22 protein-coding genes are annotated in these 23329 nt (G+C 37.4%); 16 read left to right on the forward strand and 6 right to left on the reverse strand.

Features of this window, described 5'->3' with window-relative positions:
* Positions 1–21: 21 nt before the first annotated feature.
* On the reverse strand, positions 22–483 hold the full coding sequence (locus tag KTJ10_RS00175) for a CC0125/CC1285 family lipoprotein (RefSeq protein WP_410468392.1): 462 nt from the start codon (positions 481–483) through the stop codon (positions 22–24).
* A gap of 398 nt (positions 484–881) precedes the next feature.
* Here KTJ10_RS00175 and KTJ10_RS00180 point away from each other — a divergent pair, with 398 nt between their 5' ends.
* The 10 genes from KTJ10_RS00180 (at position 882) to KTJ10_RS00225 (ending at position 13381) form a co-directional block, all read left to right on the forward strand.
* Positions 882–1601, forward strand: coding sequence for a response regulator transcription factor (locus tag KTJ10_RS00180; protein WP_262441043.1), 720 nt, complete (start codon positions 882–884; stop codon positions 1599–1601).
* 92 nt (positions 1602–1693) lie between these two features.
* Complete coding sequence (iaaH, locus tag KTJ10_RS00185; RefSeq protein ID WP_262441044.1) at positions 1694–3154, forward strand: indoleacetamide hydrolase; 1461 nt, start codon at positions 1694–1696, stop codon at positions 3152–3154.
* Positions 3155–3847: 693 nt separating this feature from the next.
* The gene (locus KTJ10_RS00190) at positions 3848–4909 is read left to right on the forward strand and encodes an HlyD family secretion protein (RefSeq protein ID WP_262441045.1); all 1062 of its coding nucleotides are present in this window, start codon (positions 3848–3850) and stop codon (positions 4907–4909) included.
* A 24-nt stretch (positions 4910–4933) separates the two neighbouring features.
* Complete coding sequence (locus KTJ10_RS00195) at positions 4934–6481, forward strand: DHA2 family efflux MFS transporter permease subunit (RefSeq protein ID WP_262441046.1); 1548 nt, start codon at positions 4934–4936, stop codon at positions 6479–6481.
* A gap of 187 nt (positions 6482–6668) precedes the next feature.
* A complete protein-coding gene (locus KTJ10_RS00200; protein WP_171071499.1) occupies positions 6669–7457 on the forward strand; it encodes a hypothetical protein in 789 nt (262 codons plus the stop codon).
* Entirely contained in the window at positions 7454–9040 is a 1587-nt protein-coding gene (locus KTJ10_RS00205) for a GH3 auxin-responsive promoter family protein (RefSeq protein WP_262441047.1), read from the forward strand. Before KTJ10_RS00200 ends, KTJ10_RS00205 begins: the two co-directional genes overlap by 4 nt.
* The gene (locus tag KTJ10_RS00210) at positions 9037–10365 is read left to right on the forward strand and encodes a TolC family protein (RefSeq protein ID WP_262441048.1); all 1329 of its coding nucleotides are present in this window, start codon (positions 9037–9039) and stop codon (positions 10363–10365) included. The genes KTJ10_RS00205 and KTJ10_RS00210 overlap by 4 nt, the downstream gene beginning before the upstream one ends.
* On the forward strand, positions 10358–11521 hold the full coding sequence (locus KTJ10_RS00215; RefSeq protein ID WP_262441049.1) for a hypothetical protein: 1164 nt from the start codon (positions 10358–10360) through the stop codon (positions 11519–11521). The genes KTJ10_RS00210 and KTJ10_RS00215 overlap by 8 nt, the downstream gene beginning before the upstream one ends.
* A 232-nt stretch (positions 11522–11753) precedes the next feature.
* The gene (locus tag KTJ10_RS00220) at positions 11754–12725 is read left to right on the forward strand and encodes a 5'/3'-nucleotidase SurE (RefSeq protein WP_262441050.1); all 972 of its coding nucleotides are present in this window, start codon (positions 11754–11756) and stop codon (positions 12723–12725) included.
* A gap of 11 nt (positions 12726–12736) precedes the next feature.
* On the forward strand, positions 12737–13381 hold the full coding sequence (locus KTJ10_RS00225) for a hypothetical protein (RefSeq protein WP_262441051.1): 645 nt from the start codon (positions 12737–12739) through the stop codon (positions 13379–13381).
* Positions 13382–13415: 34 nt separating this feature from the next.
* On the opposite strand, the gene KTJ10_RS00230 is transcribed toward KTJ10_RS00225, so the two are convergent.
* Positions 13416–13856, reverse strand: coding sequence for an HD domain-containing protein (locus KTJ10_RS00230; RefSeq protein WP_262441052.1), 441 nt, complete (start codon positions 13854–13856; stop codon positions 13416–13418).
* Positions 13857–14663: 807 nt separating this feature from the next.
* On the opposite strand from KTJ10_RS00230, the gene KTJ10_RS00235 reads away from it, so the two are divergent.
* From KTJ10_RS00235 to KTJ10_RS00245, 3 genes are all read left to right on the forward strand, one after another.
* Complete coding sequence (locus KTJ10_RS00235) at positions 14664–15224, forward strand: TetR/AcrR family transcriptional regulator (RefSeq protein ID WP_262441053.1); 561 nt, start codon at positions 14664–14666, stop codon at positions 15222–15224.
* 189 nt (positions 15225–15413) lie between these two features.
* Complete coding sequence (locus tag KTJ10_RS00240; protein ID WP_262441054.1) at positions 15414–16517, forward strand: hypothetical protein; 1104 nt, start codon at positions 15414–15416, stop codon at positions 16515–16517.
* Positions 16518–16585: 68 nt separating this feature from the next.
* Positions 16586–17080 carry a phage antirepressor KilAC domain-containing protein gene (locus KTJ10_RS00245; RefSeq protein WP_262441055.1) on the forward strand — a complete coding sequence of 165 codons (495 nt, stop codon included), beginning with the start codon at positions 16586–16588 and terminating at the stop codon, positions 17078–17080.
* Positions 17081–17336: 256 nt separating this feature from the next.
* Here KTJ10_RS00245 and KTJ10_RS00250 read toward each other — a convergent pair whose 3' ends face one another.
* A complete protein-coding gene (locus KTJ10_RS00250; protein ID WP_262441056.1) occupies positions 17337–17825 on the reverse strand; it encodes a hypothetical protein in 489 nt (162 codons plus the stop codon).
* Between the two features lie 213 nt (positions 17826–18038).
* On the opposite strand from KTJ10_RS00250, the gene KTJ10_RS00255 reads away from it, so the two are divergent.
* A complete protein-coding gene (locus tag KTJ10_RS00255) occupies positions 18039–18335 on the forward strand; it encodes a hypothetical protein (protein WP_262441057.1) in 297 nt (98 codons plus the stop codon).
* Positions 18336–18531: 196 nt separating this feature from the next.
* Here the strand turns inward: KTJ10_RS00255 and KTJ10_RS00260 are convergent, their stop codons facing one another.
* Complete coding sequence (locus tag KTJ10_RS00260; RefSeq protein ID WP_262441413.1) at positions 18532–19455, reverse strand: alpha/beta hydrolase; 924 nt, start codon at positions 19453–19455, stop codon at positions 18532–18534.
* Between the two features lie 110 nt (positions 19456–19565).
* On the opposite strand from KTJ10_RS00260, the gene KTJ10_RS00265 reads away from it, so the two are divergent.
* Positions 19566–20465, forward strand: a complete 900-nt coding sequence (locus tag KTJ10_RS00265) for a LysR family transcriptional regulator (RefSeq protein ID WP_032006203.1) — start codon at positions 19566–19568, stop codon at positions 20463–20465.
* An 87-nt stretch (positions 20466–20552) separates the two neighbouring features.
* Here the strand turns inward: KTJ10_RS00265 and adeT1 are convergent, their stop codons facing one another.
* Positions 20553–21548, reverse strand: a complete 996-nt coding sequence (gene adeT1 / locus KTJ10_RS00270) for a putative multidrug efflux protein AdeT1 (protein ID WP_262441058.1) — start codon at positions 21546–21548, stop codon at positions 20553–20555.
* A gap of 280 nt (positions 21549–21828) precedes the next feature.
* On the opposite strand from adeT1, the gene KTJ10_RS00275 reads away from it, so the two are divergent.
* Positions 21829–22248, forward strand: coding sequence for a hypothetical protein (locus KTJ10_RS00275; RefSeq protein ID WP_262441059.1), 420 nt, complete (start codon positions 21829–21831; stop codon positions 22246–22248).
* Between the two features lie 8 nt (positions 22249–22256).
* On the opposite strand, the gene adeS is transcribed toward KTJ10_RS00275, so the two are convergent.
* Positions 22257–23327 (reverse strand): two-component sensor histidine kinase AdeS, encoded by a 1071-nt coding sequence (adeS, locus tag KTJ10_RS00280; protein ID WP_262441060.1) that lies wholly within the window; start codon positions 23325–23327, stop codon positions 22257–22259.
* Positions 23328–23329: the final 2 nt, after the last annotated feature.

The raw sequence follows: 23329 nt of genomic DNA on the forward strand, positions 1-23329 counted from the left end.
TAACTATTCTTCATCAAGAAATTAGTGACTATATTTTAGCTCTAAAGGCGTCAATTTATAGTTGAGTCGATATTTAATTCTTAAGGCTTTCGCTACCTTAATGGCATCTAAGACTTCAGTATCTGCTCCAGGATCTTTGACTCCTACAATTTGAGCTTCAACTATAGGTTGATAGGTATCATTTCTTACCCCAGAAGCAATTTGATAGTTTGAGGTCACAAGAGTACCTTGATTCATTTTAGGAATTTTGAAGTAGCGAAAATCGTTTTGCATGACTAACTCCGCACCACGTAGAACTACAAAATCTCTTGCTTGTTCTGGTAAACTACCACGGTCACCTTTATAGCTGACATAGAAGGAGTCTTTACTCACTTGTCCTTCTCTGAAATGTGACATGACCGCACCAGGATTATAAGCGGGAGGAATTAAAACAGCACAGCCTGATAAAGATAATAAAAGGACGGATAGGAAGATTTTATTCATCTATGGAATTCTCTTTATTTGAGTTGATGAAGAGAGTTATTTTTTATCTTCGTAAGTAATTCCTGATTAGTATATCGAAAGCTGATAAATACGTGTTAACGTTTTTGAATCTTTAAGCCTATTTGAACCTTTACATGGTAAATGTTTTTTCCTTCATAGTGGGCGAAGTGTAAATAAAGATCATATAAGATATTTAAAAGTTCATCGAAAGGTGGGCTTTTTATATAATGAACATATAAAAACTAGAAAATTAATATTTTTACGAACAAAATATAGCTATTACCTACCAAATCAAAAAATAGATATGTTATAGAAAAGGATGGGGTTGGTACTAAGCTCAAAGGAAACACTTAACCGATCTTCTTAAAATTCGATGGATTTCGTTATATAGGTAAACGATGACCGCACTTTTAGAAAAGGATTTCAGTCCATCTGAGTTTACATTGTTTTCTGAAATATTATGGAAACTTGGCTCAGGGAAAGGGCACTACAATTTACGTGAAAATATCCTTGCTGATATTGCCATCTTATTACGGGCTGATTTCGCGGCATCTTACATTTGGGATTCAACCAATAACTTATCGAGAGAAGGCGTAATATGGAAAATCGACCCAAAAGCCATGAAGGACTATGAGTGTGTTTGGCAATTTGATGATCCGATTACGGCACAGCTTCGCAAACGTCAAAAACCAACATTTGTAAACGAAGTCATGCCTCTTACTGACCTTAAAAAAACAAGTTATTACAATGAGTTTTTGAGAGCCTATGGTTTATATCACGGCATAAATATTTATTTTGTCCGAAATGGTATAGATATTGGTGATTTACGAATTTGGCGTGCGCAAGATGCGGACATGTTTGGTGAACGTGAAAAAAGAATATTAAATTTACTTGAACCTTATTTTACTCAAGCCTTACCCATTGATTTATCTACACAATATGGTCTGACTCCACGAGAACAAGAAATAGTTCGTTTGGTATCTAAGGGTTTAAGTGACAAACATGTGGCAAATTTACTTGGTATCAGCTTTACCACATTAAGAACTCATCTGAATAACTCTATGAGAAAAATAGGCTGCAATAATCGCACTGAAATGGCTTTACTCATTCAACATTAAAACAAAAACAATCCTCAATTTTAAGGATGCGAATGAATAAGCAATTTGTACTAAGTTCTTAAAATCACAACTTAAATGGATTTTAAGTCACCATGTCAAATGCAGTTGAAAAAAATAATTGGATTGAGTTACAGGGTTTAGCAAATGCTTCAGTTGATGTCATTACTCAATTGATTCATGAAAGAAAAATATCTTGTGAAGAGCTTGTGCATCATTACTTCGATTCTATTGAAAAACAACAGTCTTTAAATGCTTTTATTAGCACTGATAAAGCCTCAGCAATTCAACAAGCTCAATATTGGGATAAATACCTGCTTAGAGGAAAACCATGTCCGGCTTTGATGGGCATTTTAATTGCGGTTAAAGATAACATTCATGTTGCAGGTTTCTCAAATAGTGCAGGTACGCCAGCTTTAGTTGATTTTAAGCCTCAAAGCTCCGCGCCGATTATTCAAAAACTTATTGATCACGGCGCGATTATTGTTGGTAAAACCAATATGCACGAATTGGCGTTTGGGGTAACAGGTTATAATACTGCTATGCATATCGAAGGCGTTGTCGGTACACGAAATGCCGTAAATCCATTGCATATCGCTGGCGGGTCTTCGTCAGGTAGTGCTGTGGCCGTAGCAGCGGGAATGGTTCCAATTTCGATTGGAACAGATACGGGTGCTTCAATACGTTTGCCAAGTGCGTTAAATGGTTGTGTCGGCTTTCGTCCCACGGTAGGACGATATTCACAAGACAGTATGACCCCAATTTCACATACGCGGGATACTGCTGGCCCTATTGCACATACAGTATCTGACATTATCTTAATTGATCAGCTTATTACTCAAGAGCCAAAGAAAGAACCATTACAGCCTCATCAAATTAGGCTCGGTATCCATCCATATTTTTGGAATCATTTAGATGAAGACGTTCATAAACAGGCGCAAATTGCGCTTGGGGTGTTAAAAGATGCGGGAGTCGAAATTATTCCTGTCGAGATGCCGAATTTAGAACAACTCAATCACGCTATTTCATTTCCAGTGGTTGTCTATGAAGGCAAATATGACCTTATTCAATATTTAAAACTTCATCATATAGACCTCGACTTAGAGACTGTAGTTGATCAAATCTCAAGCCCAGATGTTCAGGCAATTTTTAAACAGAATATTCTTCCTCAATTAATTCAAGATCACACGGGTCAACTTGTTCCAGTTTTACCTTTCTATGAAAAGGCTATTAGGGAAGCTCGTCCACAATTGCTTGAACTCTACCAAAACACATTTAAAGCGCATAACTTACATGCTTTATTATTTCCGACATCACCTATTGTTGCGCCGCTCGCAAACGAACAAGCCAATTCAATTGAGAATTTCCAAACACTAATTCGAAATACAGACCCCGGCAGTAATATCGGATTACCTGGGCTGAGTTTACCTATTGGAAAAGGAGTGAAATCGAAACTACCAATTGGGTTGGAAATCGATGGTTTACCTCATCAGGATAGTGAAATACTTGCGATTGGAGTAACTTTAGAAGAAATTTTTAGTGATTTAAATCAGTAAAAAATGATCCGTAAATTGTCTAATTCCTAAATAAAAAAGAGTTAAAAGTAACTCTTTTTTAACATTAATTTTGTTTTTTAATAATATTTGGTTTCTTAGGTGTATGTTGGGTTGGGGCTGGGGGATTCTATATTATTTTACTTAATATAATTAATCAAAAGTTGTCGGAATAGTCTTTTAATAAGCGCTTTTTACTATTTTGAATAAGCCAGAATATTTATATTTTATCCTTCTATTAATATTATAAAATTTATCTATAACTATTTAGTAGTTACATAGATCTTTAAATAATTCTACTTAATTAATACAAATAGAAAGTTAACCTTTAATATTAGTGAAATAAATCTCTTTATATGTAAGATTTTTTTAAATAACTCAAACTGTGGTAATTATTTGAATTTTAATGGTAATTTTTATATATTTGAGCTGTTTTTATAAGCAATTATTTGAAAAAATATAAAATTACATAATTTTTAAACATAGTTTATATAACTTGCTTTATTGACATAAATAGAAAAAATATCTGGCAAAGAGGTCAATGATATTTAATTCACTTAAGAACCATAATTTGCACCAAATTTTACGATGTCACGATTCATTGAATAAAACCAAGTGAAAAGTTACGTAAAAAAGAAATCAATAGTTTTATTGACTTAAATAAAAAATCGAATATTACAAATAAGCGGAATGAATATGGATAACGTAGCTCAGCTAGAAACTGATACTAATTTCCAAAGTCGAAAGAAAATAACTTGGGGTGTTTTTAGTGTCCTGCTGTTATTTTTAGTTGCTGGTATTTTATATTATTTTTTTGTATATCGATTCTATCAATCTACGGATAATGCTTATGTGCAAGCCGATGTCACTTGGGTGATGCCAAAGATTTCAGGCGAGGTGATGGAGTTATTAATTAACGATAATCAAGTAGTAAAAAAAGGGGAAACTTTAGCAGTATTAGATCACCGTGATTATCAAGCTCGTTATGATCAGGCTCATTCAGTAGTCAGCTTGAAAGAAGCTGCACTGGGTGTACAGCAACAAAATGAAAAGTCTGCCAAGTCTTCAATTATTGAAGCTCATAGTGGCGTAGTGGCAGCACAAGCTGATTTAACTCGTTTAAGAAAAGAGTTTGAGCGTTATCAAGATTTATTAAAAGATGGGGTGATTACCCGACAAAACTTTGAAGGGATTCAGTCTCAATATTTAACGGCTCAAGCTCAACTCAGCAAAGCGCAAGCCGCCGTAAATGCGGCAGAAGCTCAGTTGGGGAGTTTACAAGCCAGTCGAGCGCAGCTTCTAGCAGATATTCAAAGTGCCAATGCAAACTTAAACCTGTATCAGGTCGATTTGGCTTCATCAAAAGTGGTCAGTCCTGTAAACGGTAAGATCGGTAGTCTTGCAATCCAGAAAGGTTCACGTGTTTCTCCGCAAACCCGCTTAATGGCGATCATTCCTGAAAATAGTTTGTATGTACAAGCGAACTTCAAAGAAACCCAAATTGAAAAAATGCATATTGGTCAGAAAGTTAAATTAAAACTTGATGCCTACCCAAGCCTGACCTATACCGGAAAAATTGAAAGCTTTTCACCTGCTTCAGGCGCAACTTTTTCACTCATGCCACCAGACAATGCCACAGGCAACTTTAACAAGGTTGTTCAGCGTATTCCTGTGCGTATTGCCATAGATTCAAGCCCACATATTGATTTGATAAAACCCGGAATGTCGGTGAGTGCCACCGTTGACCTAAGAACTTAATAATAAAATTTTAGGTAATAACCAATGAATAAGCACCTTGAGGCCGAGTGGAGATTCCCAGCAAAAACTGCATGGGCAATTTTTGCTGCCATGATTTTTGGCAACTTCATGGCGATTCTTGATATTCAGATTGTGGCGAGTTCTCTAAACGAAGTTCAAGCTGGGATGAGTGCAAGTCGTTATGAAGTCACTTGGGTGCAAACGGTTTATTTAATTGCCGAAATTATTGCAATTCCAATGTCGAGTATTGTCTCACGGGTGCTTTCAACACGGGTGTATTACACCATCTGTGCAATTGGGTTTACGGTCAGTTCTTTACTTTGTGCCTTGGCATGGAACTTAGAAAGTTTATTAGTATTCCGTGGCATACAAGGTTTTATGGGCGGCGGCATGATTCCGACTTCCATGACCGCATTGTATCTACTTTTCCCTGAACCAAAACGTTCATTGCCTTTGGTGATGTTTGGCATGATCAGCACTTTGGGTCCGGCCATTGGCCCAACCATTGGCGGTTGGCTCACTAATAACTTTTCGTGGCACTGGATGTTCCTGATCAATATTATTCCGGGCATCATCATTGCTACGGTCATTTACTCAGGCCCCAATATCGACCGTGCAAACTATTCACTCATCAAAAGTATGGACTGGTTTAGTTTGGTCGGTATGGCCATGTTTTTGGGTGGGCTTGAATATTTCCTTGATGAAGGCGCACGGCATGACTGGCTTGCAGACACAGGCGTTCGGATTGCGTTTATGATCTGCATTGTGGGCGGCATGATTTTCTTCTCTAGAAGTTTTACCCAGCCTAAGCCTTTGCTCGATTTATCCGTATTTAAAAATAAAAATTTTACCTTAAGTGCTATCACGACTTTTGTGATTGGCATGGCGCTCTATGGCTTGGGTTACATGATTCCCGTGTTTCTTGGGCAAGTCCGTGAAATGAACAGTAGCCAGATTGGTCACGTCATGATGGTGACTGGCGTTGTCATGTTCTGTTTTGCACCGTTTCTTGCATGGCTGATTCCTAATTTTGATACCCGAAAAACCGTATTTGTTGGAATGATTTTGGCTGGATTTGGCGTTTGGCTTAATTCACACCTCAGCATTCATAGCGATTACGACTTTATGTTTTGGCCGCAAATTTACCGCGGTATTGGCCTCATGATTTGCCTGATTGTGGTGTCGCATTTAGCCATGAGTACTTTGCCGCTGAGTAAAGTGGCTGATGCCAGCGGTATTTATAACCTGATGCGTAATATTGGCGGCGCGGTTGGACTGGCTCTCATTAACTCATCGTTAGATTGGCTTACTGCGCTTCATGTCACCCAGATTAATCAGGGGATGACACCGCAAAACTGGATTTTTACAGAAAGACTCGACCAACTCACGGCGCAATATCAGGAAGTCGGTGCAAATGCTCAGCAAATCGCGCTGAGTGTGATTTATCGCGACATTCATTTTCAGGCACTGACCTCTAGCTTTAATGATCTATTACGCATGCTCGCAATCATTATGTTTGTGACCGCATTTTTAACCATCTTTATGGATCGGGGGAAGAAAATGAATATGTAGATATTAAAAAATAAAGGCAGCTTTCAAAGAATGAAAAACAATAGGGCATATCAAAACGTATCCCTTCATAGAAAAAGAACATTGATCTGAGTTTTCTAAAATCGGTTGATGAGATCGGGGAACTCACAAATTAGAGGTGGAAGGTTAAAGGATTATGATTAATACAACGTATAAACTAATTTCAAAATTGAACCTGAAAAACACGACTTATGGTCAATATTTTGAAAAAGAGCAAATCGATACTGAGCGATTAAAAGTGATGTATTCCATTTACGAACAGTATTATGAAAATACGAGATTTTCTATTTTCGTAGATGATTTCCAAAATAAAAGCGGTGCGATCTTAATTTTTGATTCGGAAACAAATGAGATTGTCGGTTTCTCGACTGTGGTGGTGCAGCATTTCTACTTAAACGGTAAAGACTACACCGTGTTATTTAGCGGTGATACGGTCATTTTGAAGAAGTTTTGGGGTACGCGTAGTCTGCAAAGTACCATGCTAAAACTGATGATTAAGCTTCGAATCAAATATCCATTTAACGAACTCTATTGGCTCCTCATTTCTAAAGGTTATAAAACCTACTTACTGCTCGCCAATAACTACTATGTCTATTACCCAAATATTAAAGACGAAAACCAACATCTTTCCGAAGTTGTTGAGCACTACTGTGAAAAATTCTTTGGTGAATACTACGACCGCGAAGCGGGCCTTTTAAATTTTGGTGATGACTATCAGCCACTAAAAGGCGAAGTCGCACCGATTACTGCCGAAATGCGAGAAAAGAACCCAAATATTCATTTCTTTGAACAAAAAAATCCGACATGGAAAGCTGGCACAGAACTACCGTGTATTGGTCGTCTTGGATGGAAAGACATAGCCCGTTTCCCTGTGAAACTAATGACTAAACCGACCAGTAAAGGAAAGTTTGAAGCATGCGTAACCCATAAAACAAAACGTAGAGAGGCCATCCAATGAAAACTAATGAATGGCTAACTTTGGGTTCACATCTGATTCTAAAAAAATGGTGTGATGCATCTGACCGTAATTTTCAAAAAAAATTTAATGCCTTAGAGACCACGCAACGTCAAATTTTGCATTCGATATTACAGACTTCTACGTTTGCTAAAGATAAAAAGGTCCAAAATTATGAGCAGTTTGTAAAAGCATTTCCTGCAACACGTTACGGTGCATGGCGAGAAGATATTCAGCGTTACCGTGAACAAAAGCTTTCACTCTCTAGCAGTAAGCTCGTTCGTTTTCAGCCGACCAGTGGTTCGAGTGAACAAATCAAGTTTATTCCATATACCAAGCTGTTTTTAGATGAGCTTGACCATGCAATTGCGCCGTGGATGGCGAGTTTATACCGTAAATGTCCACAGCTCAGTTCGGGTACACATTACTGGTCGGTGTCATGGTTGCCTGAAAGCCAGCGTGAAGTTTTAAAAGACAAAAACCTAAATGACGATAGTGCGCTACTTGGTGTAGGTAAACGTATATTGTCTAAGTTTACCCAAGCGGTTCCAAGTAATGTTGCTTTTGCTGCAAATGCTGACGATGCACTGTTTGCCACCATTTGCTATTTGGTCGCAAACCGTAACTTAGCCATGATTTCAGTGTGGAGTCCAACTTTTGCGTTGCAATTGCTGGAACGTTTGGAGTCACTAAACCAAGACGTGATTGAGGTTTTACAAAGTGGTTCATGGGGTAACCGTGAGGCTTCATTAAAGGAAGTCACTGCACCGCATAGCCCTGAAAGTGCTCAAGCCTTAATTGCAAGTTCAAACGGCACACAGATTGATTTTAAAAAGCTCTGGCCAAAGTTAAGTCTGGTGTCGAGTTGGGACACCGCAGGTTCAAAAGCTTGGGCCGAAAAATTAAAAGAGAAATTACCCAGTGTTCAGTTTGAAGGTAAAGGATTATGGGCGACGGAAGGTGTAGTGACCATTCCCTATAATGACCAATACCCACTCGCATACCAAAGTCACTTCTATGAATTTGAATATTTAGAAGGCGATAAACAAGGGCAAATCATTCCGTCGTGGCAGCTTAAACAAGGTGATGTGGTCAGCCCGCTCATTACTTCGGGTAATGGCTTACTTCGCTACTGTTTGGATGATTGCTTAAAAGTGACTGGCTTTATAGAGCAAATTCCATGTTTTGAGTTCCAAGGCCGCCGTTTTGGTGTAGATCTGGTTGGTGAGAAACTTGCACCTGAAACTGCTCAGCAATTACTGTCTCAGTTAAACGAAACCGAGTCAAAAGCGATTTCTTTACTGGCGATTGATACCCAACAACAAGTTAAACCATTTTATTGCGTGCTTTTTGAAGGTGAAATTCATCACAGCATTAGCAATGAATATATCGATAGTATTTTGCGTCAAAACTTCCACTATGAACTTGCACGAAACTTGGGGCAGCTCGACCAACCTCAAATTCGTCAGGCCAATAATGGTTGGAATGCCTATAAAAAACTGGTCATGTTTGATGGCATTATCGAAGGCAATATCAAGCCTGAGCCACTCAAAAAAGTCACCCTCAATAGTTTGGAACAACTATGAAAGGGATGAAGCCATTTAACTCTCGGTTTTTAACACTTCGACACGCCTTGTATCTAGGCGTGTTGTTGGTGTCGAACACACATGCCATGACTTTAGACGAGGCTTTATATGCCAGTTTAAGGCATGAAAGTCAGCTTGAAGTGAGCCGTTTAAGTGTGAATCAGTCCACCGCTATGCTTGAGCAAGCTAAACAGCGTGATGGACTTAAAGTCAATTTAGTCGGCCAACTTGACTATGAAAGAATAGATACGCCTTCACACGTCCTATTTCCAACCGAAGGAAACCGTAAAGGCCGAAGTTTGCAATTGCAGGCAGATTATCCGATTTATACGTCTGGACGACACCGTTTAGGAATAGATGTTGCCGAAAGTCAGCTTTCTGCACAAAACCAAGGTTTATCAGATCAACGGTCGGAAACCATTTTAAATACCGTGATGGTTTATACCGACGTATTAAAAAAGAAAGCCATTTTAGAACTCAGACAAAAGACTATGGCAAACCTGCAACGGTCTTTATATGAGTCAAAGCGCCGTTTCGACGTGGGTATGATTACCCGTGCAGACTTAGCTCAGGTTTTGGCGCAAGTCGCACAAGGCCAAGCCGATATTACACAGGCCCAATCTAACCTGACCGTAAGTGAAGCGCAGTTTTACCAAGTAACGGGTGTAACGCCTGAAAATCTTGTTGCCATTAAACAGCTACCCGCTATTCCCGCGAGCTTGGATGAAATTTTGGCGCAAACAAAGAACCATCCAGCTCTAATGCGTAGTAAATACGAAAAGCAGGCCGCAGAGAAACAATACGCCTTAACTAAACGCGAACTCTGGCCAACGGTGATGCTCACTAGCCGCGCCGGAAAGCAAGATGAGGCAAGCTATATTGGTTCGGAAAGTAATAACTATATGGTCGGGGTGCAGCTCAATGTACCGCTCTATGATGATGGTTTAAATCGCGCTAACGTCAAAAAAGCACAGGCCGATATTGATTTGGCTCACCAAAAAACACGAAGTCTTGAACTGGATTTGAATAAGCGTACCCGTACGACCTATGCGCAGCTGCAAACCATTCGACAAAATAAAGAAGCATTGGCAAATGCCATAGAGGCTGCGTCTATTGCCTTTGTCTACACACGTAAAGAGTTTGATGTTGGCACCAAAACGACATTTGATTTGCTTAATACAGAGCAAAAGCTACTCGATGTACAAACCCAAAAAACCGTAAATGATCAAGACGAAGTGGTGTTTGTCTATCAGCTACTCGACCAAATGGGACGTTTAAATAGTTTGGTTCCCACACAGACCGCACAACAGGTGAATAATGAATAGAATAAATCCACCACTTGCTGACAATACCCTGATTACCCGTGAAGCGACTTTGGCAGATGATCAGGCTTTGCGAGACTTAATCGCCGTACCCATGACCACCAAAGGCATACAAATTAGCTTTCAGCGTGAACCGAGTTATTTTAGAGCGTCTGATATTGTCTATCGGCATAAATTGCATGTGGTGATTGAAGACCTAGAGAGTCAAAAAAATGTCGCTTGTTATAGCAATGGTTACCGCCCATGTTATGTCGATCGAAACATTCAAAACTTACGCTATGCGGGTGATTTACGGGTAGATCACAACTACCGTGGTAAATCACTGGTTAAGGTTTTAGCAAAGCATGTAAAACAAACCATGCATGAACCGAACTATAGCCAAATGATTATATTTGATGATAACCATGCCGCACGCGCCGCTATACAAACGGGCAAAACGGGAATGCCCGATTATTATGATGAGGGTCTTATCGAGACATTAAGCCTGACTGACTTAGGCTCAAAAAGAAAAATCACGGCTTTTTTAAAGCAAGTTGATAAACAGAGTGATCTTCAAGAGATCCGTAGTTGTGTCGCCGAAGCTCAGCATGTAGAAGCCATGAACCAATTTATTAGCGACATGGCAGAGTTTTATAACTTTATACCTGCCTATAACTTTGAAGAACTGGCTCAAGGTCATCGGTATTTTTCAGGAATAAAACTCTCGGACTTTTCACTTTATTTTAAGGGTGAAAAGCTGGTAGGCATGTTTGGCTTGTGGGATCAGCACAGTATTAAGCAAACCAAGATTCTAAATTATAGTTCCGCTATAGGCGTGCTTAGACCCGTTTATAACTTGCTGACTCCAATTACTAAAGGCATGCGATTGCCTAAACTCGGTGACTCGATTCAGTACCATGTGCTGCATACACTTATGTGCCATCCACAAGATTTGGCTTTACACCATAAAATGCTCGAAGATGCCTATAACAAGTCAAAACAGCAGGGCGTTGGTGTGGTGAGCTTTACGCTTTCACATAAAGACCCGCGCTATCAGTTAAACCAGTTTTATAAAGGTGAACGCTTAACGGGTATGCATGGTTTTATTAGTTATGAAGGCGACCCACGACCACATTTTGATAAAAACTTGATTCCATACTTAGAGGTTGGACGTATTTAATTTAAAGCTTGAAGTGATACTTTTAATGAGGCCCACGAGAGTGGGTTTTGTCATTTTGAATATGAGTGATGAAGTTGAAGATCAGTTTATAAAAGAAAATATTGCAATAATTTATAATATAATTATTTAATTTTTAATGGAAAAGTATTTTAATTTTTATTGATGCGTAGTCACTAAACGTACATATAGCGCAACTACTATACAAATCGAAATTTAAGAACATGGTAGTTAAGTGATGAAAAAAAGTTTATTGGGCGGCCTTATTCTGTCTTTGTGTACAACTCCAGCTTTTGCATTAAATATTTTATTGGTTAACGATGACGGTCTAACCAGCAATGTCAAAGCGCTTTATGATGAATTAAAAGCAAATGGTCATAACGTGCTTGTGTCTGTACCTTGTTCACCACAAAGTGGTCGCGGTGGTGCAATTGTCATGTACAGCTCGACAACGATTTCTGCGGATAACGATAAGCAAATTGCGGCTGAAAATGGTTGTCACAATGGCGCAGCACCCATTGGCGCACCTGCGGCTGGAACCTTTACCAAAGCGGGTTATACCAATGGCGACTGGAACTACGCGCATGGCACACCAGTCATGGCAACAGTTTATGGACTGGATGTGGTTGCACCAAAACGCTGGGGTAAAGCGCCAGACCTAGTTTTATCTGGCCCGAATGAAGGCCAAAATGTCGGAAAGGTCGTTGTACACTCTGGCACGATTGGCAATGTACAGTTTTCGGCAGGACGCGGCATTCCATCTATTGCCTTAAGCGCCGATACCAACACGGTAGATGATAAAACGTTAAACAACCCTAACTCTGCAATTGTGGCAAAACAAACCATAGTGTTATTAAAAGAATTACAAGCTAAGGCGGGTAAGGGCCAATTGTTGCCAAAAGGCATCACGCTAAATGTGAATTTCCCTAAAAATTTAACAACCAGCACACCGTTTGCTTTCTCAAAAATTGGGACCTATGACTTATATAAATTGAAGTTCCAAGTGACGAAAGACAATAAAGGTAACAATCAATTTGGTCTAGGAATAGACGCGGCACCATCGGCACCAACTGCCGCGCAAATGTCGGATGAAAGCGCCGTAATGCAAAGCAAAATTGCTGTGACTGCAATGCAAGTTGCTTACGATCAGCGACCAGCAGCTCAAGAATGGCTCAAAATTCGTTTAAAAAGCTTATTTAACAAGTAAGGAGAAAGACCATGAAACGTTGTTTGTTGGTTTTACTTCTTGGGCTTGGCTTGGCGGCTTGTAATGACAATGATCATGATGACCAAGTCTCGACTGAAAAACCTGCCTTAGCTCCGAGCTTAGACGTCGGTACTTATATTATTAGTACCGAAACTGATGAAGAGTTGCCTATGGCGGGTAAATACTATTCTGGCGCAGATGGTTCTAAATTATTGGTTTTAGATGATGACGAAAACCGTGCCAAGGTTGTGATGAGCTATGATGCAAAGACTAAAGCTTGGCAGAGCAATCAGTCTAACCAAGCGATGACCGTTGAATTGGCGCATTATGAAAAAATTGATGATCAGAAAATTACGCTAAATCAATTGGTCGGTAGCTATGATTTATCTTTTCCAGATGGAACAACGGTAAATGCCGAGGTGAATGCACAAGGCAAAATTGTCTCGAAAGACCCAAATTGTGTGTTTACAGGTGTTATTACTGAAAGTGCTTTAGCGAACACTGCAAATTATCAACTGACCGATAACAAGTGTGATGCGCTAAAAAATAACTCGAAAGGCTATGTTGTGGTAGATGAAGACTTAGAACCTATGAGTTTTAGACTTGTATCTGACACGGTTGCCTCAAAAGACATTTGGGCATTTGCACAATCTTAAAAATAAAAAGGCAACGGATTCATTTCGTTGTCTTTTACCCCAACCTATCTTGCGCCGTTGAAACAGCTAACATGGTTTGAAGATAATAATCTACACGTGATTGATTATTTTCTTTATGTGAGTTGTGCGCATTAAAGGCTGCGTCATGAAGTTTCACAACTCGAGCAATTGGATTTAAACCACAACGAATTAAATATTCTTCGCGCGTTTCACTTTCTCGTTTAGTTAATGCATCAACGGCATCACGGACTTCTTTTCCGAATAAACTTTCGATTTTGGCTAGGGTAAGAGGTGTGTCCTCAACGCTATCGTGTAGAAGGGCTGTAATAATATAGACTTCTGAAAATTGGTGTTCAATTAATGAATTGACCACACCTTTAATATGGTAATCAAAGTAATCATGATGACCATACTTTTGACCTTGATGTGATTCTTTTGATAATTTCTCTGCGAGTTCAACTTGATTTTGAGTCATTTTTTGCTCTTATTACTTTAAGTATATGACACGACCTAATTTGTGAGATGGGACGCTTAAGTCATAATTTTATACTGGATAGCGACTCTTAAAAACATCCCTTAATAACAGTAGTGTCTCTTTTTATTTATTCATTTTTAGTTGAGTTAGGACAATTCAGACTTTAAGTTTTTGAAATTTTAAACTTTAACTTAATGATATAAGGGTAGATTAAAAATATTACTTAAGAATTTCCTTAATTATGTAATTAAATGAAAAACAATAATTATTTAAATAATTTCTAGCCAATTTCACATTGACACTTCAAATATTGGAGATTACCATTTGCGGGCTGGCCTACATTGCCAGGCAGTTTTGACAGACTGCTATACGACCGCATCAGGATTATTTCTTCTGAGGAATAGTCTTATGTGTAAGCTCCTCGTTCCCTCCCGTAGCGGTAGGACGGGAGAGGGACACCCTCGGGTGTGCTGGCGTCGTACCAGTCTGTCAACCCTTTCTCGTTCTGCCACCATAATTCTAATGTCTTGGCAGAACTTCCTATATAAGGAGTTGGCTTTGCACATCCATAATTTCTTGGCAACCATTGCCAAAAGCTATAACAACACAGCTTAAAACATTTAATGCAGCTTGATCGCCGTAAGGCTTTTTCAGGCTTTAGCTCGTTATTACTTAAAACTTAGACAATTAAAACTTGAGATGTGCTGCGCACAGTCTTCATCGCTTTGCTATGCCTTTTTTCTCCCAAAAGGCAGCGGTTTTTATATCTCATTTATATACAACAATAATTTTTATAACGGTAAAAATATGCCAAAAATAGTTCTCCCAACACGTGCAGTACAAGTCGTAAATAAATCAATTGAGTTATTTCACTACAATGGGTTTCATCTGGTCGGCATCGACAGACTTGTGAAAGAGTGTGAAGTGACCAAAGCGACTTTTTATAACTACTTTCACTCTAAAGAACGGTTGATTGAAATCTGCCTGATTGTGCAAAAAGAGCGCCTAAAAGAAAAAGTGGTTTCAGTGGTTGAATATGATCGCAGCACCAACGCAGCCGATAAACTCAAAAAACTCTATCTTTTACACACAGACCTAGATGGGCTGTATTACTTATTATTTAAAGCTATTTTTGAAACAAAACTGACTCATTCAAAAGCGTACATAACCGCCGTGCGATATAGAACTTGGCTTACCAACGAAATCTATAGCCTGCTTAGAGCATTTAACGCCGATGTTTCTTTTACTGATGCCAAACTCTTTCTATATATGATCGAAGGCGCAATTATTCAGCGTTTAAGTTTGAGTGAGGTTGATGAGAGGGTGGTTGAGGTGTTTTTGAGGGGGATGTCGGCAACTAAAATTTAAGCTGTAGAGTACCTTTTAGGTATTTTTGATATAACACTGTATAAAACTTAAAAAGGTAGAAAGACTAAGTTCTCTGATTAGCAAGCTCTACTTAGGAGCCCAAATAATACAGTAACTTATGGTTTACCCCACAAACACCCCAAGCTGGGGTATATTTAATTAAATGCTTTATGATAAATAGGGGATGTAATGTATAGTAAAAACAATGTCTTGCTTCCAAGCAAATCAGCATATTCATTAGAAGAAGCATGTAAAGAATTGAATTTATTTTTCAATCGAGATGATATAGATATTAGATATATATTAGATTTAGTTCATCAAGGGCATATTTGGATGCATGCAAAATTTAGTAAGAATAATTATCTTTTTGCCCTCCCTATGGAGTGGGAATTAGATGAAAATTTTAATAATGAAAATGAAAAGAGAATAGAAGAAATACTTTTTTTTAATAGAATGCTTAATTATCAAAACATTTATAATAAAATGGGGGATTATGATCTATATCTTAAGTTAACTTTAGAGACAGCATTCGATTTGCTTAATAATAAAATTATTATAAAACCATTAATATTAGATATTTATGATCCGTGTGAATATTTTTACCTTTATGATAATTATCTTAAAATTGATTCTGGATATTATTTGGAGTTTAAAAAATATCCTAAAGGGCTTGAAAGAGATGATTATTTTGATACGGTTCTTATAAATCATTCAGAAAAAGAAATTATTAAAAAAATGTCTTTTTTTGAGATATATGATGAAATTTATAATGGTACAGAATTTGCCGATCTATACTACGAGTTTCCTGAGGTAATGGAGATTGTAGAAATACAAAATAGGCATGCAACTGATAGAATAGATAAATTTAAGTGGAAAAAAGGATGGGAAAAGTATTACTGGTACGGCGATAAACAGTTAGAGGATTTTGAAATGGAATATAATTTAGAAGATATTTATATTCTAAAAGAAGACATGGATTTTTTAAAAAGAGGTGAAAGTAGAAAAATTAGGGAAAGGAAAGATTATATGTCACCTCATATTAGAAAGCAGTATGAAAAATTAGATGTAAGATCAAATTATACTAGTAAAAATAGCATTTCTAATAAGTCAATAAATAAAATTATCTATGCTTTGGCTAATATGGCAAATATAGACATCTCCCAACCTCAAGCTGCTTTTTCTCAATTACAATTATATTGTGAAAAAAATAACTTGGAATTACCAAATAAGGATACATGTGGCAAGGCTTTTAAAGATGCTAAGTACTATTTTGATAATTTTAATTCTAAATAGACTCTAAATAGAACAATGCTAAAAAGACTTTACACATACTAGCCTCATCCCCACGATGAGGCTTTTTTATGAGTATTACAGTTTTAAAAAATGATTCATTAACAAATTACTTTTCTGATGACGCGGTAGCAATAGGGCAAATTCAACTGATCGATCCAATGCAATTACTAGCAGATCCAAATCTTTTACGTAATGCTTTACTGACTTATTCAGAAAAAGTGATTGAGCTAGAGCACAAAGTTGAAGTTATGCAACCTACAATGGAAGCATTTGACCGTATTGCTAGAGCCGAGGGAAGTATGTGCCTAACTGATGCTGCTAAAGCTCTACAACAAGAGCCGCAAAAATTTAATAAGTGGCTTCACATGAATGACTGGATTTATAAACGTAATGGCAGCAAACATTGGGTTGCCTATCAAGAGAAAATTAAAGCGGGATATTTAGAACATAAAGTAACGGATATCCAGTTGCCTGATGGAACGATCAAAATCACAGAGCAGGTGAGAGTAACACCAAAGGGATTAACCAAGCTTTCAAAGCTTCTAGGAAACAACAATGCATAATTTAGGCAATAAAAAAGCCCTCTCAGTTCTTGGCGGAATCAAAGGGCTTTGGATTGCTAACACAAGGAGTACTAACAGTGAACAGTATGGTACAAGGGTTTGGGAAAAATCAAGTCTACGATGCCAGTAATGTTGCTGAAGGTCATGGTTTACTAACGAAATATATAGCCAACTTAGAATGCTTAAGTCAGATGCTTCTATTTAAGTTAAAGCTATTTAAAAAGCCCTGAATATTCGGGGCTTTTATAACAATGATCTATTCACATACTTCTACAAAGTTTCGGGCAGTTTTATCTTTACTGTCGCGTAACTTAATAATTTTTTGTCTTTCACTGTATAGGCTGTGAACATCATTTAAGGTTTCATCCTTAAGTTGGCTTTTGTATGGACCTTCAACTTTATTTACGTAGTTTTCCATGAATACCGTCATCCAACATATTGTGTTGAGGTCACCATAGTCATAACCGTTTTTATCTAAGCCTTGAATCCAGTCTGGATATTCTTCATTTAAAAGGCTCCGTGCTGTTTCTAACTTAACATAGGAATTATTAAACAAAGAGTTTTTCAAAGCAGGCTCGTTGTTCACATTCTTATTCGCTTCAATGATCAATCTATAATTGTCAGTAGCATAATTTTTCAGATCTACTTTCACATAGTTATCAATGTCTTCTTTATCTGTCGAAGCCTTACAAGAAGTCAGGAATAAGCAGGAAACTAGCAATATTGGTATTAATGTAATTTTCATAGTGAGAAGTTATTAGGTGGAGAGTAGAGGTACTTCTGAATATATAATGAAACAAGTGCTGTATAGTTTTATGTATCAGAGCGTACAGTCCATACGATCAATAATAATATGATTTAAAAAGATAGGCATAGGTTCTTTAAAAGAAATTTTTATGTCATTCTCTTTAGAGGTTAAATATTTATTCGAGTGACTTTATGAGGATGGTCGGTAAAAATGAAGTCATTCCTTATATATGACTCCTTGATAAAAAGATATGTTTTATTAACTGTAGGGCTAATTGTTATTGCCTTTATGATAGCTATCTTTTTTAAAGGGGAACTTGAAATTGATTTTGCGATTGGAGCTGTTTGCGGCTATTTAAATATTTTTCTATTGTTAAAGAATTATAGATTTCCACTTATTCATGAGATTAAAGAAGATAGTGACGATCTTGTTATGTATGCAAGGGTTAGTCTTCTTATTTTTTTTGTTTTGATAGAATTTGGCTTTTTGCTTGTCGCATTATTTTAAATTTTTATGAATGTATGAGTAAGAATGAATTAGAAATGATTAGAATTTTGCTCTTAATTAAATAAACACAGATATCTCGACAACATCTGGGAACTACAACGGCACCGCGATTTATTATAAAAAGCTCGTTTGATTACCACTAAAACGTATCTATTTGGAAAGCTCCCCCCAATTGAGAAACTTTCCAATATTTGGCTTAAAGATGTTTTTGAAAGAATGGAATAATTTTTTCTAAAGCTTGAGCAACAGACTCAGGTTGGTCATATAAGTCATAGTGGCTAGCGCCTTTAACCACAAAAAGGTTCTTATCTTTAGAAGCCGCTTTGCTATATAGCTTATAACCATCGCGATAAGAACCGAATCCACCCACTATATCACCAATCACAATTTGCAAGGGTTGAGTGAGTAAGTGTTCTGCCAAATGAAACGCATCAAACCCAACAGCAGCCGCTAAACCTGAAAAGCGAAGTTTATTTGGTGAACCTTCTGCCTGACCGCGCGGAGTTTTGTAGTAATCTACAGCTTCTTTAATATCAATATCATGAATGCCAGCTTGCACACGCTCTTGTTGTGAGTTTGGAATGTACTGGGTAATAAACGGTTCGGCACCACGCGCTTCCGCAGTACGCTGTGCTGCAATGGCTTCTAAAGTTTTAATGGCAGCTTCAGGTGTTTGGTCGCCTTCACGCATTAAACGACCATAGTTTGCTGCAACCACAGTTGCGACTGCTTTAAAACGGCGTTCAGTCATAGCAGCATTAACAGCATAACCACCGCCACCACATACGCCTAATACACCAATACGGTTTTCATCAACATAAGCAAGCGTTGTTAAATAGTCGGCTGCACAGCGGAAATCTTCTACACGTGTTGCAGGGTCTTCAAGAAAACGAGGTTCGCCACCGCTAGCACCTTGATACGATGCATCAAATGCTAAAGTGATAAACCCAGCTTCAGTGAGTTTTTCACCATAGATTGCGCCTGCAGTTTGCTCTTTACAACTACTAATTGGATGCGCACATACAATTGCTGCATATGTTTTGTTTTCATCGAAATCTTTTGGAAAACGAATAGTTGCAGAAACATCGATATTTTTATTTTTGAAAGTTACAGTTTTCATCATCTTCTCTCCGAAAGAAGAACTAGGTCGATGAAATTAATATAACCCTAGTGATTTATTATGATAATCCACTATAATCAGATAGCACTTATATTGAATACTTATAAATAATGAAAGAAAATTTAAATGATTTGCATACTTTTATGGTCGTTGCTCAAGAGCGAAGCTTTACCCGTGCAGCCGCAAAACTCAGAACGTCACAGTCAGCCATTAGCCAAACACTCCGTAATTTAGAAGACCGAATTGGCATAAAACTATTATCAAGAACTACCAGAAGTGTCGCACCGACAGAAGCAGGTGAATATCTACTGAATTTGCTTCAACCTGCAATAGAAGAAATAGAAAATGGCATAAATCAAATTAGTGCTTTAAAAAATGATCCAGCAGGAACATTACGTATTAGTGCAGATGAATATGGAATACAAAGTGTTTTATGGCCAGCAGTTGAAAAAGTCATACAACAATTTCCAAAAATAACAGTAGAGATCATATCTGATTATGGTCTTGTCGATATTGTAGAAGGGCGTTTTGATGCAGGACTTAGAAGAGGTGGTTTAGTTTCTAAAGACATGATCGCTTTACAGGTGAGTAAGCCAATACAAATGCTAACTGTTGCAACCAAAGAGTTTTTAGCTCGTTATGGTCACCCAAAGCATCCAAAAGATTTAGTGGAATACCAGTGCATTAATTTAAGATTACCCACACATGGTGAATTCTACCGTTGGCAATTTACCAAACAAGGTAAAACACAAACAATTACTGTTAATGCTAAAGTTATTTTTACAACCTTATCTCCAGTGCTTCAAGCAGTAAGGAGCGGTGTAGGAATCGCTTATCTACCTATTGATATGGTTCAGCCTTATATTGAAAGTGGTGAACTGGAAGAAACGCTGAAGGACTGGCGACATAGCTATGAACCATATCACTTATATTATCCGCATAGACGTGAGCAAGCACCTTTATTAAATATCTTAATCGATGCGTTAAAAGAAAATTTTAATAAAAAATAGCTGCTCATTAAATAAACATGGGTATTTCAGAACATCCGTGTAAGAAAATTGGTTTAAGCTAATGATGAAAGAAGAAGTTTGCTTAATTTATTCATCATTTAACGCGCATTCAAAATTACTTGGGTTTTCTTTACATCTTACTTTTTTCAAAAAATTCATCATTTTAGGGTCGTAGATACCTGCTTTGGTTAGCTGTATACGAGCCTCGCGCATCATTTTCATATAATTTACTTGTTCATTTTTAGGAATATCCATCCAATATTTTGAAGGAATATCACTTTCATATTTAGCAATAATGCCAAATGTTCTATTTAATTGGCTGGCTACCCAAGTTCGCGACTTTTGCCCAAAACCTGCTGGAAACTGGTCTTTACGAATAATAAAGTTTGCTGAAATTTGAGTTAAAGGAAAACGAACGATTGCTCCTTTTTCACCTAAACCTTTGTATAGCTCAAAAGGTTTAAATGCCACAATAGGAGCAGGGACAATATCAATTTCATGGTTATTAAACTTCGCACCTGCATTGGTGACATCTACCGATACTGCCTGACCTCCAACATGTTGCACAAGCTTTGGTTGGGCTTCATCATATTTAAATACTCCAATTTTCTTACCGGCAGCTTTAGCGAGAGTATTTATACTTCTATCATTTACAAACAAATATGCAGGGCCAATAGTCCCTAAACCTGCAATTTCGTAAGGGCCTACCACCATATTTTTGGCGGCCATGGGTGATGACAACAGCTTATAGGCATTAATTGCCGTTTTCATATTTGTTAATGCACCAACTGCATCTAAAGATCCTGTATATTTATTAAATTGACGGCCACGTAAACCGCTAATAATAGCGCCATCACATTTTCCAACTTTTAAATCTTCAGCCGCAACGCGTTCATCAACATATGCTTTTAAAGATAGATCAGCTCCCCAATTTTTTGCTTCAAGTGCATAATCTTTGGCTAAAGCGAAAGCGTCTCCCGATTTACCAATTGGGTCAAACACACAGACGACTTGTTGTTTGGCATAAATAGTTGTTGTTAAACATGTGCTTGTAATCAATAAAATAGTTTTAAAACGATCCATATCTAATTATCCATTATTTAAATTATAAAAATTATTTTATAAATCTTGGTTAGGTTAGATATGGCATTTCAATAAAAATTTAAAGAGAAAAAGTCAAAAGACAGCTTCGAATCAGCAAGTCATTATGAAAAAACTTATAATTTATAAATAAAGCCCTTAAATAGAGAGTTTTTATAATGTTTGAAAAACTACTCAAAACTTAGAGCTCTTAAAAACCGTTACCTCCCACAGAAAAAGTGAGTAACATTAAACACTAGAATACTTATTACGCATCAAAACTATGAAGAAAAATACAAAGCTTGATCAAGATACGCTATTTATTAAATTGCTATTTAAATCTACATCGGAAGTGACAGATGAGGAAATTGAGTACTATCGAAAGTATCCCGATCAAATTGACCAAGTCACTGCACCTCTCAATATTCATAAAATATTCTTGTGGGCTGGTGCACTATTGGGAGTTGTCATAGTTGCCATAGCTAAATTCCTTAAATTTTCAGGCTCATTAGATTTTTTGTCGGAGGGAATGCTAGAGTTTGTTATAGATATTATTTATGAAACGGGTATTGCTTTAATTGGCGCAGCGGTTACAGCTTATATGTTGGGTGTCCTATTAAATAAACAACAAGAAAATGCCACAAAATGGCGAGAAGAAATTCGTAGAAGGATAAAAGAGGGGGAGGAAAAATTTCAAAAGTAAAATTATTCTTAATTCTCCATAGGAATTTTTATGGTGAAAATACTTCTTGAACCTTGATTGCTATATTGAATAGTACCTTTTAGTGCCACAATAATTGCATGTACAACAGCAAGTCCTAAACCTGTACCACCAAATTCTTTATTTCTTGATTCTTCTAATCTAAAAAAGGGTTTAAATAAATCATCTTGAAACTCGGTTGCAATGCCGGGGCCTTCGTCCTCAATTTTTAATATCCAGTTTTGTGATACCAGTTCCGATGAAATTTTAAGTTTGCCCGCATTTGAATAGCGAATAGCATTATCAATTAAAGCAATCAAAACTTGCTTAATACGACGGCGGTCACTAAAAACAGGAGTCGTAGTAAGATTAAGTTCTGGTACGAGGTTAGCTTGTTCCAAGCGATCTTCAAATGCTTTAAGAACCTTTTCAACTACGGGCTTGGAGTCAAATAACTCATAATTTAATCTGAGTTGCTGGTTCTCTACTAAACTTAATGTTCGTAAGTCCTCAACCAAATGAGATAAGCCTTCAACCTGACTTAGAAGGCTTTTAAATAGAGCTTCATCTGGTTTAAAAACGCCGTCGATTATGCCTTGTAAACGACCTTGCAAAATCGTGATGGGGGTTCTTAACTCATGTGCTATGGCGGCATTCCATACTTGTGCATTTTGAACAGAAACTTCTAACTTCTGGGCCATGTCATTAAAGTTATACAAAAGCTCTGACATTTCGGCGGAGTGTATTCTGTTGTCGTAAGCTCTAGCCGAGAGATCACCTTGACTAATTTTTTTTGCTGCTTCAGCTAAAAAGTTAATCGGTACAATAAAACGTTTTGCGAGGTGCATGCCGATCACTAATGAAATCATACAGCCACTGAAAATAACAGTAGCCAACCAAATCCAATCTACAAAATGAAAAGTGGTCCAATCTTCTTGAAGTGAGCTTAAAGAAATCCAGCCTTTTTCAATCGCATAGTTATAAATGACATAACCCAATACAACGGAAAAAAGCGTAACGCTTAAATTAACAATACTTAGGGCAATAAAGAGCTGTTTGCTAATTCCTAACTTACTTTTCATAG

The organism is Acinetobacter sp. WU_MDCI_Abxc222 (genome assembly GCF_025514755.1).
GTDB classification, from domain to species: domain Bacteria; phylum Pseudomonadota; class Gammaproteobacteria; order Pseudomonadales; family Moraxellaceae; genus Acinetobacter; species Acinetobacter geminorum.

Coding starts and splice junctions, on each gene's coding strand:
- KTJ10_RS00175 (WP_410468392.1), bottom strand. CDS start 483: ATGAATAAAATCTTCCTATCCGTCCTTTTATTATCTTTATCAGGCTGT.
- KTJ10_RS00180 (WP_262441043.1), top strand. CDS start 882: ATGACCGCACTTTTAGAAAAGGATTTCAGTCCATCTGAGTTTACATTG.
- iaaH (WP_262441044.1), top strand. CDS start 1,694: ATGTCAAATGCAGTTGAAAAAAATAATTGGATTGAGTTACAGGGTTTA.
- KTJ10_RS00190 (WP_262441045.1), top strand. CDS start 3,848: ATGGATAACGTAGCTCAGCTAGAAACTGATACTAATTTCCAAAGTCGA.
- KTJ10_RS00195 (WP_262441046.1), top strand. CDS start 4,934: ATGAATAAGCACCTTGAGGCCGAGTGGAGATTCCCAGCAAAAACTGCA.
- KTJ10_RS00205 (WP_262441047.1), top strand. CDS start 7,454: ATGAAAACTAATGAATGGCTAACTTTGGGTTCACATCTGATTCTAAAA.
- KTJ10_RS00210 (WP_262441048.1), top strand. CDS start 9,037: ATGAAAGGGATGAAGCCATTTAACTCTCGGTTTTTAACACTTCGACAC.
- KTJ10_RS00215 (WP_262441049.1), top strand. CDS start 10,358: ATGAATAGAATAAATCCACCACTTGCTGACAATACCCTGATTACCCGT.
- KTJ10_RS00225 (WP_262441051.1), top strand. CDS start 12,737: ATGAAACGTTGTTTGTTGGTTTTACTTCTTGGGCTTGGCTTGGCGGCT.
- KTJ10_RS00230 (WP_262441052.1), bottom strand. CDS start 13,856: ATGACTCAAAATCAAGTTGAACTCGCAGAGAAATTATCAAAAGAATCA.
- KTJ10_RS00235 (WP_262441053.1), top strand. CDS start 14,664: ATGCCAAAAATAGTTCTCCCAACACGTGCAGTACAAGTCGTAAATAAA.
- KTJ10_RS00240 (WP_262441054.1), top strand. CDS start 15,414: ATGTATAGTAAAAACAATGTCTTGCTTCCAAGCAAATCAGCATATTCA.
- KTJ10_RS00245 (WP_262441055.1), top strand. CDS start 16,586: ATGAGTATTACAGTTTTAAAAAATGATTCATTAACAAATTACTTTTCT.
- KTJ10_RS00250 (WP_262441056.1), bottom strand. CDS start 17,825: ATGAAAATTACATTAATACCAATATTGCTAGTTTCCTGCTTATTCCTG.
- KTJ10_RS00255 (WP_262441057.1), top strand. CDS start 18,039: ATGAAGTCATTCCTTATATATGACTCCTTGATAAAAAGATATGTTTTA.
- KTJ10_RS00260 (WP_262441413.1), bottom strand. CDS start 19,455: ATGAAAACTGTAACTTTCAAAAATAAAAATATCGATGTTTCTGCAACT.
- KTJ10_RS00265 (WP_032006203.1), top strand. CDS start 19,566: ATGAAAGAAAATTTAAATGATTTGCATACTTTTATGGTCGTTGCTCAA.
- adeT1 (WP_262441058.1), bottom strand. CDS start 21,548: ATGGATCGTTTTAAAACTATTTTATTGATTACAAGCACATGTTTAACA.
- KTJ10_RS00275 (WP_262441059.1), top strand. CDS start 21,829: ATGAAGAAAAATACAAAGCTTGATCAAGATACGCTATTTATTAAATTG.
- adeS (WP_262441060.1), bottom strand. CDS start 23,327: ATGAAAAGTAAGTTAGGAATTAGCAAACAGCTCTTTATTGCCCTAAGT.